The sequence below is a fragment of the Streptomyces sp. NPDC007346 genome (assembly GCF_040703535.1).
In the GTDB taxonomy this organism is placed as follows: Bacteria; Actinomycetota; Actinomycetes; order Streptomycetales; family Streptomycetaceae; genus Streptomyces.
This window is the reverse complement of record NZ_JBEYKR010000189.1, coordinates 1-11,332: the sequence shown is the minus strand read 5'-3', so window position 1 is coordinate 11,332 and position 11,332 is coordinate 1. Positions and strand designations below refer to the sequence as shown.

The following is an 11,332-nucleotide window of genomic DNA, read 5'->3' as shown; positions in this document are numbered from 1 at the left end:
CTCGGGGTCGAGGACCGGCGCGCCGGAGTCGTAGACGTAGAAGCCGCCCGTCCCTGTCCTCGCCTCCGTCCCCGTCGGCGTCCGGCGCGCCCCCGCCGACCGCCCGAGCGGCCCGCTGCCAGGCCTCGTTGGCGTCCGCGCCGAAGTCCCACACGTGCGGGCAGACCCCGCCGGTCCCGTACCGCGCGACGAAAGCGTCCCGCACCTGCCGGCGCACCACCGGACCGAGGTCGAACACCTCCGCCAGCGACGCCAGTTCGCCGATCACCCGGTGGTCAGCGTCGCCGAAGAAGCCGTCCAGGCGTACCGGCTCCCGCAGGACGACGTCCTCGCTGAGGACGGTGAGGCGGGCGGGGGCGGCGCCCACCGGGTGGCCCACCTCGTCGAGGAGCGTCACCCAGCGCTCCCTCAGGGTGGCCAGCACGGCAGCGCGGCGACCGGGTTCCGCCGCGCCGAACTCACCGGTGACCACGGCGAGATCCTCGATACGCAGGGCCGGCTCCCGGTCCTGCGGTGAGCCGGTCTCCCGCAGCCAGCGGGCCAGCCGGGGGAGCGGGTCCGGGTCCTGCGGGTCGAAGGGCTCCACCGGGACGAGCAGCCCCGCGTCGCGGACCTGCCGGACGAAGGCGGATGCCGCACGGAGCTGTTCCGGCCCCGGCTCGGGTCCCTCCTCGGCCGCGAGCAGGGCGGCCAGCGCGTCGAGCGTGGCCGGGGGATCGGACAGTGCGGCGAGCCGGCGCAGCGGTGCCGCCGCGCCGAGGCTGACCTCGTCGTCCTCCACCGCGAGGAAACGCGCGGCGGTGAAGGCCGTACGGGAGCGGGCGAAGGCGGCGCGCCCGTCGGAGGCACGCAGGCTGCTGCACATGCGGTGCGGCAGTGTGGAGCGACGGCGCGGGTCGGCCGCCAGCGCCGCGAACAGGGTGTCCACCAGCGTCCGGTTGGCGCGGACGACGGCTCGGGACGAACCGAGCGGCAGCTCCGCGCCGTTCCACGAGCCGGTTCCCCGATCCGTGCTGTCCTCCGAGCCGGCCCCCTGCTCCGCGCCGTTGCGGGGATCGGCCGCCGGGTCCGTATCCCCACCCGGTGGTGTCGGCAGCACACCCCAGCCGACAGCCGCGAAGGCGGACAGCGGGGTGGTGCGGGCGACCGCCCGCGTCACGTGCCGCACCACACCCGCCTCCTCCTTCCGCGCCCTGCGGTCCGCCGGTCCCTGCCCTGCCCGCACCACCGCTCGCAGCAGGTCGGCGCTGGTGAACGACGCGGCGCGCAGGAACGACGGCTCCCGGCACAACCCGGCGAGCACCGACCGCCCGGCGGTGAGAGCGGGGGCGGCCTGGGACCGCAGGGCCGTGAGCAACTCCTCCCTGCGGCTGCGTGCGCCGAGCCAGGCGCGCAGTTCGGGCACCCGGTCGGGGAGGCCGTCCAGGGCGAGGAGAAGGGCCGGCCGCGGGTCGCGCCCGTTGTGCACGGCGCGGCGGAGCGGAAGCACCACGGCGCGGTGGAAGTCCTCCGTATGGTCGGCCCGGCTCGCGTACAGCGCGTCACCGAGCGCGGGAGCCAGAGCCGTGAGCCGGGCCTCCACCACCACCAGTTCGGCCAGCGCGGCCCGGAACGCGGCGGCGGGGCCGGGCTCGGCGGGCAGGCTCAGCAGGGTCGTACGGACCAGCGCGCCGGGGGCGATCCGGGGGCGCGGGACCGCGCGCCCGTCGCGAGCCGGGGCCGCGGGCATCTGGGGTTCCGGTACGGGCGGATTCACATCGATCCAGTCGACTGGGCGTTGGCGTCGGACAGGGCCCGGCACGCGGTGGGACGCGCCGGGTTCGTACGCGAGCGGGCCTCCGCGGCACCACCCCGCGTGAACGGGCAGGCGGCGCCGCGGAAGCCCTCACGGTTCCTGTGTCACGCGCTGTCGACCAGCACCGGCGGCTGGACGCTGCACGCGCCGCAGCCGCTGCAACCCTGACAGGACGTCGAGGAGGAGGACGACAGCGAATAGGTGGACTCACCGATTCCTGCCGTGTCGCGCATCGCGGTGACGGTGATCTCACCGAGATCCAGCGCGCCGAGGTCGAACGAGGTGGCCGTCTGGGGAAGTGACATGTGTTCTCCGGGGGTCGTGAGAGCGGGAACGGTGCGTCTGTGCACCGGTTCGGCAGCGTAGATCGCCGGGCGCTGCCCGGAGCAGCGCCCTATTCAGCCAAGGAAGCGGAGAGGAAATGTCTCAAAGACGTGCCACCGGCCGACTGCCCCGCAGAGGCCGCACAGGGGGCGATGCCATGTATTTGCTTCCGGGAAATGCCGGGGTGCAGGTGTGTGACTCGGTCGGCTTTTCTCCGGAGAGGCGGTATCGAAAAGTAAATCTCCTTTCCGGAGGGTGTCCATCCGGATGGACACCGCCGCACCGGAGGAAGGGAAGAGACAATTCTTACGTTTCATTCCCGCGATGCCCTGCCCGCGAGCTGCTGGGCCGTTTCCCTGTCGATGGTGCGGGTGAGCAGATGGAGCGGCGCCGCCCGTGTCCCGGCGGCTTCCGCCGCAGCCCAGTAGGCCAGGCCGGCGGCCGCACCGACCGGCCCCCGAACCAGGGGAACGTCCCTTCCGGAGGCATGGAGCAGGGACTCCAGCCGGCAGGAGGCGATGGTGTCCGGGAGCGAGGGCCGCGCGAGATATCCGGCCACCGCGGCGGCCGGTAGCCCGTCGGCCACGTGCCGTTCGACGGTTCCGATGCTCAGCAGCCCGCCGCCGACGACCAGCACGTCCTTCGCCCGGTCCATCCGCCTGATGGCGCGCTCCGTGTCGAAGCAGTGCGGGAACGAGTCGTCGACCACCGTCGTACCGGGTTCGAGGCGGTCCACGTCCAGGAGCGTGCCGCCGCCACTGACCGCCGCGACGATCAGGCGTGCCCCGTACACCGCGTCGGGAAGCCCACCAGCCGATTCGAGTACGTCGACGGCGCCGGCGAGACGGCGTTCACGGAGGCGGTCGGCGAGCTCCTTCAGACGTGGGCCGCTGCCCGGTACGTCGCAGAGCAGGAGCCGGGCGGGCGGGCTCGGGGCCTGGCTGAGCAGCAGCTCCAGGGAGGAGGAGCCGATGGAGCCCAGCCCCACGAACGCGACGGTGAGTGCGCCCAGTTCCTGCCGGGTGGCGTCGAGTGCGGCATGCACGGTCCTGACGACGGAGACGACGGTCGCCGCATGGCCGGTGGTGACGGCCGTGGTGGCCGCGGTGGCGCCGATCGCGCGCACGACGTCGAATCCGTAGCCGGTGAGCGAGGGGATCATGCCGGCGAGGGAGACGGACCGGGCCCCGAGCGACGAGGCGAGGTCCACGCCGCGCGCGGTGTGGCCGAGCAGGGGGTTGCCGGGGGCCAGTTCGTCAGCGAACAGGGGGAGGCACACGAAGCCCGAGCGTCCCAGCGGTGTGCTCAGGGTCTCCAGGAGCCGTGGGCGCCCGTCCGGGAAGAGCAGGGTCCGCAGCCCCTCGTGCGGGAGGTCCGCCTCCGGCAGGCGCGCAAGCCGGGCGAGATGGGCCGGGGACGGCAGGTAGCCGATGAGCGCGGCATCCATGAGTGGCGCCCGCCCGGACCCGCTCGGGCTCCCGGCGCGCCGCTGTTCAGGTACGGGCGTGGCGACCACCGTGGCCGCTGCCGGCGCGGCCAGCGGGTCCGTCAGCTCCTCCCGTACCCGGCCCGCGAGCACGGCCAGCGCCTTCGGGGTGAACGCCGTCGCCGACGCGCGGACCGTGATCCGCAGCCGCCCGGCGTCCAGGCCTGCCGCCAGGAACACATCCGTACCGACCGGAGGCGGTGTGTACTCGCTGTCGCCGTCCTCGCGGACGACCGTCAGCGTCCGCCCGCTCTCCGGCCCCAGGGCGGAGAAGTCCAGGTAGGTGAAGAAGAACTGGGAGGCCAGGGGCAGCCCGTTGGGCAGGGGCGGCACAGGCCCCTCGTGGAGCTGCGCCGCCGTGGCCTCGGAGACGACGCGCCGCAGATCGCCCGCGAAGTCCGCGTACGAGGGCCGCCCGGAGTCCGGACCGGCCGGCCGCAGGGGAACGGCCGTGGCATAGGGGCCGAACACCCGGTGCGCGTCGGGCAGGGCGTGGTCCCTGCCGTTCACGGCGAGCCCGAGCACCAGATCGGCCCGGCCGGTCGCGGCGACGAGCGCCCGGTAGTAGGCGGTGAGCACGGGCGCGTAAAGGGTGGCGCCGGTGCGGGAGGCGAGGCTGCGCAGCTCCTTCACGTGCTCGGCCCCGACCGTGAACGTGTGGGTGTGGAACGGCGCGTGACCGGCCGGCGCCTCGTCCTCGCCGCTGCCGAGAACCGGCGGACGGTAGGGGGCGCTCAGCCGCGCCCGGCGGTCCTCGCCTCGAGCCGACGCCGACGCGACGGCGGCCGTGCCGGGACCCCGTCCTGCGAGGTGGGCGGCGTGGTCGCGGAAGGTGCCGCGCAGCGGGGGCAGGGCCGGTTCCCCGCCCCGGGACAGCGCGTCGTACGCGGTCGTCAGCTCCCGTACCAGGAGCGCCGCGCTGTAGCCGTCGCCGATGATGTGGTGCGCGTGCACCACGAGGACGTGGTCGTCGGGGGCGAGGGTGAGCACCCGCAGGCGCAGCAGGGGCCAGGCCCAGAGTTCGAACCGGCGCGCCCGTTCGGCTGTGACCCTTTCCTCCAGCTGGTGCGGGTCGGTGAGGGTCTCGAAGTCGACCGGCAGGCGCAGTGACGGCGGGAGCTCCTGTTGGAGCGCCGGGCGGGCTCCGGCGGGGAAGACGGTGCGCAGCATGGGATGCCGGACGACGAGCGTGTCCACGGCGGCCTGGAAGCGTGCGGTGTCGAGCGGGCCGCGCAGACGCAGCCGCGTGAGCCAGGACGACGCCGCGCCCGGCGCGATGGCTTCGGCCAGCAGGAAGCCCTGCTGGGTGGGCGTGAGCGGGAAGGGCGCGGGCTCTGTCCCGCCCGTCGCCGCCGCGGTGCCGCCTGCCTCCCGGACCGACGTGTCCGACACATCCGATGTGGCCGCGTCCACGGCGGCGGCGAGGGCGGCCAGGGTGCGGTGGCGGTAGACGACGGTCGGCCGGGGGAGCGGCCCGCCCTGCTTCTCCAGCCGGGCGAACACCTCCAGGACGAGCAGGGAGTCGCCGCCCAGGGCGAAGAAGTCGTCCTCACGGCACACGTCACCGGTCCGGAGCAGCGCGGACCAGACGCCGGCCAGCCGGACCTCGGTCGGTGTGCGGGGCGGTGTACGGGGGGCGGAGCCGGGCTCCACCGGCTCGTTCCCGTCCTCGGCTGCCGTCCCCGCCCCCGGTCCCGTCTCCGTCTCCGCCCCCGGTCCCGTCCCTGGTCCCGTCCCCGTCCCCGTCCCCGTCCCCGTCCCCGTCCCCGTCCCCGTCCCCGTGTCCGTGTCCGGCTGGAGGCCGAGCAGCCGACGCCGGTCGATCTTGCCCGTGCCGGTGAGCGGCATCCTGCCGACAGGGGTGATGCGGGACGGAACCATGTACGGCGGCAGCGTCTCGGCGAGGTGGAGCCGAAGCGCCACCGCGTCCGCGCCGGAGGCCCCCGCCCTCGGGGTCACGAACGCGACGAGGCGGCCGTCCCGGAGGAGGACCACCGCCTGGGCGATGTCCGGATGGGCTCGCAGCACGGCCTCGATCTCGCCCGGCTCGACCCGGTTGCCGCGCACCTTCACCTGGTCGTCCAGGCGCCCGAGGAACTCCAGCGTGCCGTCCTCGCGAGCCCGCACGCGGTCGCCGCTGCGATACCAGCGCCGCCCCCGACGGTTCGTGAACGCGGCCTCGGTCAGGGCCGGTTCACCCAGGTATCCGGGCGTCAGACCGACCCCGGCGATGAGGAGCTCGCCGGCTTCACCTGGCTGCCGCACCTCGCCGTCCGGGCCGGCGATCTTCACCTCCGCCCCGGCCACGGGACGGCCGATGGGCAGGTGCCGTACGTCGTCGCCGGGCCGGGAGCGGATGATGTGGCAGGTGGTGTTGATGGTCGCCTCGGTCGGGCCGTACAGGTTGGCGATGTGCTGGCCGCTGCCGAAGAGATCGAACCAGCGGCGTACGAGGGCGGGTGACAGGGCCTCGCCGCCGACGTGGATCCACCGGAGAGCGGACAGGCCGGGCCGTGGCGCCCCGCGCCGTACCCGCTCCTCGGAGGCGGTGAGGAGCTGTTCCCAGAGGGTGGGAACGGAGCTCCACACGGTGATCCGGGCGCGTTCGACGTGCGTCAGCAGGAGGTCGGGGTCGCGCAGGAGATCCCGGTCCACCGTCACCACGGTCGCCCCGACGAGCAGCGGCGCGAGGAGCTGGCGGACGGAGGCGTCGAAGCAGAGCGACGCCGTCTGGGCGAGACGGTCGTGCTCGTCGTACCCGAACGTGCTGATGGCCCAGGAGAGGTAGTTCTCCATCGAGCGGTAGGTGATGGGCACGGCCTTGGGCCGCCCGGTGGACCCGGAGGTGAAGATCACGTAGGCGAGTGTGTCGGCGTCGACGGGACCGACCGGATCTTCCACGGCCTCTCGCGGGGCGGGTACGGACGCGGATGCCGATAGGTCGACGGAGACCGCGGTGACGTCACCGAGGGCTTCGGCCGCCGTACGGGTCGGGGCGTGGCAGATCACCGTACGGGCGCCCGACCGGCTGAGCTGGTCCGCGAGGCGCGCGGTCGGGTGGCCGGAGTCCAACGGCACCCAGCCCGCGCCCGCGCGCAGGACGGCGACGACCGAGACGACGGCGTCGGCGCCCGGCTCGGTGAGGAGCCCGACGAGGCTTCCCGGAGCGACGCCGTGGGCCCGGAGCCGGTGCGCGAGGGCGTGGGAGGCGCGGTCGAGTTCCGCGTACGTCAGCGTGGCCGTGCCTGTGTCGACGGCGACCGCGTCCGGGGTCGCCCGGAACCGGGCCAGGAGCCGCCCCACGATCGTGGCGGAGGAGCCGGTCCTGTGGGGTGCGGGTTCGGCCTGGGCGAGGGCGGTCAGCTCGTCGTGGAAGTCGCGGTCCAGGCGGGCCACCGTCGCCGGGTCGAAGAGACGGACGGGGAAGTTCCACGAGAAGCGCAGGACCGACCCGTCCTGCCAGCACAGCAGGCTGAGGCGGGTCGCCGCGGTACCGGTCCCGGCCGCCGTCGGCCGCACGGTCACCGGGCACCGCGCGTCGAGAGCTGCCGGGAAGCGGGCGAAGCTGAACCCGGCCGGGCTCACCGTCCGTGGCCCGGCACCGGCACCGGCCAGGTTGTCCGGGAGCAGCCGGGCCAGATCCAGGCTGGTGGGCGTCGCGTGCCGCTCGCTCTCCAGCCAGACCTGTCCGAGCCGCTCCGCCAGGTCCCCCACCGACTCGTCCGAGTCGGTCTCGCACAGCAGGGGAAGGGTGTCGGCGAGCGGCCCCACGAGCCGGTCCAGACCCGGAAGCCGGCCATCCCGCCGGGCACGGGCGACGTTCACCGCGACCTCACGCTGCCCGCTCCACCGGCTCAGGCAGCGCACATGGGCGGCGAGCAGCAGGTGGAACAGGCTGACGCCGTGCGCGGCGGCCCGCTCTTCCAACGAGGCGGTCAACGGCGCCTCGAGGGCGCTCCCATGGGTCGCCAGGGGAGCGGCCGGGAGGGCGTCGGGATCACCGTCGTACGGCAGCCGCAGCGGCTCGCCCCGGGTGGCCAGCCGGTCCGACCAGTAGCGCAGGTCGGCGGCGAGGGCCCCGGCCCCGGCCGCGGAGGAACGCTCATGGGCCGCAGCGGCGGAGTACCGCGCGAAGTCGGTGCCCAGAGCGGGCAGTGACGGCTCATCCGCGTGTTCCGGATGTTCCTGCCCGTGGGCGAGTGCGGTGTACAGCGACCAGAGTTCCTCGGCGAGGACGTTGAGGCTGTAGCCGTCGCCGGCCGCATGGTGGATCACCAGCACCAGATGGGCCAGGTCGGCGCTCTCCCGGACGAGGACCGCGCGCAGGGGCGGCTCGGCACTGAGGTCGAACGGCCGGTTGCGCAGGGCGCTTTCGAGGTCCTCGACGGGGCCGGGGCGCTCGTGCACCTCGTACCAGGCGGACAGGGCGGTGGGTGGTGCCACGTACTGCCGGGGTGCTGTCGTGCCGTTCTCGATGCGGATCCGCAGCATGGTGTGCCGGTCGGCGAGCGCGGTGAGCGCGCGGCCGAGGAGTTCGCCGTCCACCGGCCCCCGCACGGTCTGGCGCACATACCCGTGGGCCGGGATGTCCGGGTGGAGCCGGCCGCTGGTGTGCAGGGCCAGCTGGACGGGGGTGAGCGGGAACGGCACCCCGTCCGCGACGGGGGAGGGGGCCGCCAGGGGCGCGGGCGGCGGGTCGGCCGGGGCGTCGAGGTGAGCGGCCAACTCGCCGATGGTCCGGTACTCGAAGAAGAGCGTGGCGGGCAGGGCGGTGCCCAGCTCCCGTTCGAGCTGCCTGACGAGATCGACGGCGGCGAGCGAGTCCAGCCCGAGGGAGAGGAACGGCGCGTCGTCGGGGACCTCTTCGGGAGACAGACGCAGCGCGGCGGCCAGGAGCCGGCGCAACAACGCGGCGGTGGCGGTCCCCGCACGCGTCACGGCGTCCGTATCCGTGTCGGCGTGGACCGTCCGAGTAGTGACAACCGGCGGCGTTGATGGCTGTGCATCCGGTACGGACCCGGGAGCGACACCAGGTACGGGCTGCGACGCCACGGCCCCGGTCGCGGACACCGTGGCCTCCGTGACTTCCGTTACCTCCGTGACTTCAGTGACCTCCGGGCGGCCCGGGGGGCCCGACGGCGCCAGATCGGCCAGCACCAGCTGCGCCGCGTCGACGCCCCACGCCGTGCGGAGCGCCGCCAGCGCGGGAGCGGTGGCCACCGGCCGGCCGCCGGCCCGCTGTACGGCGGCGGCGCCAGGCCCCGGTCCGGTGCCGAGGACGGTGCCGGTGCCGAGGACGGTGGCCATGCCCGTCCCGGCGAACGCGGCGAGGTTCACGGACTGCCACGGCCTGCCCGCCCGCCTTTCGGACGCGGCGAACGCGTCGAGGAAGGCGTTGGCACCGGCGTACTCACCCAGCGCGCCCGCCAGGCCGGGCAGCACGGCGGAGACCGAGGAGAACGCGACACAGATCGCGGGGTCGAGCCCATGCCGTCGCAGGGCCAGGGAGAGCAGCAGAGCGCCCCGGGTCTTGGCGGCCAGGGCGTCGGTCGTCTCCCTCGGGTCTCTGCTCCGCAGCGTGCCGGGGCGGACCACCCCCGCCGCATGGAAGAGGCCGTCGAGACGGGGCAGTTGGGCGAGGAGCGTGTCGACATCCCCCTCCACCGACACGTCGGCCACGCGGTAGTGGACGGTGGCGCCCAGCGCCCGGAGCTCCTCGACGAGCCCGGCGGGTGGGCGGGGGGAGCGTCCGGCGAGTACGAGAGTGGGGCGTCCCCTTCCGGCCAGGTCCTGGGCGAGCGCGCCGCCGATCCCGCCGCCGCCTCCGGTGATGAGGAAGGTGCCGTCGTACGGCAGCGGGGGCGCCGCTACGTCCTTCGGCGCCAGGGGCGCGATGCCGCGGACGAGCCTGCGGCCCGCGCGCCAGGCGACCGTGGTGGCCTGCCCCGGATCGCTGTCCGCCCGGAGCTCGGCCAGCACGGCCGCCAGCCGCTGGGCGGGGGTGTCCAGCGAGCAGAGGTCGATACCCGTGGCTGAACAGCCCGGCGTCTCCTGCGGCAGAGCCAGCAGCGGCCCGCCCAGCACCGCATGGGCCGGATGAGGCCGCTCGGGCGCGGCCCCGGTGGTGTGGACGTCCTCCGTCACCACCAGCAGCCGGCTCGCCCGGGTCGCGTCGAGCCGGGCGAGCGCCTCACCGAAGGCGGCGAGCGCGCTTTCCTGCGCCGGCCCCAGCGCGTCGGCGTCCTCCGGGCCGGGAGCGGGACCGGCCACCAGGACCACGGCGTCCGGCGGCTCCGCACCCCCTGTGTGCAGCTGGATGCCCTCGCCGGACAGCTGTTCGCCGAGCCGGTGGACGGACGCGGCGTCGGGACCTGTCAACAGCACGGAAGGCACCGTCGCCGCCGGTGCCGACGACGCTGCGGGCAGGGCGGCGTCCTCCCACACCACCCGGTGCAGCAGCGGACTCACCGGTGGATCGGCCCAGTACCGGTCGCGCCGGAACGGGTAGGTGGGCAGCGGAACCCGGCGGCGGCCCGCGTCGAGCGCCGTACGGTCCAGCGGCACTCCGCGTGACCACAGCCGCCCGACGGTCTCCAGCAGCGCCCGCCGCCCGCCACCACCCGGTGCACCCGGTGTGCTGTCGTCGCCGTCGCCCGGGAGAGCGGGCATCACCGTCACAGCACCGTCCCGGCCCGCTGCCGCCGTACTCCGCCCGTCGGCGGACGTGCCGTCCGGGTCCGCCACGTGACGTACCCTCGCGGCCGCCGCACGGGCCGCACCCGACAGGGTCGCCCCGTGCCCGACCTCCACGAACGTGTCGTAGCCCTCCTGGGCCATGCGCTCGACGGCGGCCCCGAACAGCACCGGCCGCAGGGCGTGGTCGCGCAGGTACTCCGGGCGGAGGACCGGCTGCCAGGCGGCGGTGACCGTGCTCATCAGCGCGACGGACGGGGCATGGAGGGTGAGCGCACGCGCCGCGTCGGCGAGCCGGTCGGCGACCGGGCCCATGAGCGGTGAGTGGAAGGCACGGGAGACCCGCAGACGGCGTACGGCAAGGCCCTGGGCGCCGAGGTCGAGGGCGGCGCGCTCCACGGCGGAAACGGAACCGGAGACCACCTGGAGGCCCGGCCCGTTGTACGCGGCCACGGCCAGGTCACCGTCGGCCCCGGCCACCACCGCGGCGACGGCCTCCTCACTCCCGCGGACGGCGATCATGGCGCCGGGCTCGGTGAACGCGCCCATGAGACGGCCGCGTTCGGCCGCGAACCGTACGGCGTCCCGCAGGGTCAGCACCCCGCTGACACAGGCGGCGGTGATCTCCCCGACGCTGTGCCCGACCACCGCGTCGGGCTCCACACCCCACTCCCGCAGCTGCCGGGCGAGCGCGACCCCGGAGGCGACGAGCAGCGGCTGCGCCACCTCCGTCATGGCCTGGGCGTCGCGGTCCACGTCCGGGTCCACGCCCCAGTCCACCAGGGGCCGGCCGTGCACCGGCCCGAGGAGCGCGGACGCCTCGTCGAGGGTGTCCCGGAACACCGGCGCCGTACGGTACAGGGCCCGGTCCCGGCCGGGGAGCTGGGCGCCCTGTCCGGGCAACAGGAAGACGAGGCGCGGCCGGGAACGGGCGACGCTCCCACCGTGCGGGGCGGACGCGGCGAGCCGGGAACGCAGGTCGTCGCCTCCGGGGTCGCGCTCGCCCGGCAGCTGCGGGAGTGGGGTGTGGAGCC

The 11,332-nt window shown here is 74.9% G+C and carries 3 protein-coding genes; all 3 read right to left on the bottom strand.

Features of this window, described 5'->3' with window-relative positions:
- Positions 1-1,729: lantibiotic dehydratase (locus AB0917_RS31080; RefSeq protein WP_366823029.1), on the bottom strand; the 1,729-nt coding region annotated here is incomplete at its 3' end.
- A gap of 170 nt (positions 1,730-1,899) precedes the next feature.
- The gene (locus AB0917_RS31075) at positions 1,900-2,100 is read right to left on the bottom strand and encodes a thiazolylpeptide-type bacteriocin (RefSeq protein WP_366823028.1); all 201 of its coding nucleotides are present in this window, start codon (positions 2,098-2,100) and stop codon (positions 1,900-1,902) included.
- A gap of 332 nt (positions 2,101-2,432) precedes the next feature.
- Positions 2,433-11,332 (bottom strand): amino acid adenylation domain-containing protein (locus AB0917_RS31070; protein ID WP_366823027.1); only part of this gene is annotated, 8,900 nt, incomplete at its 5' end.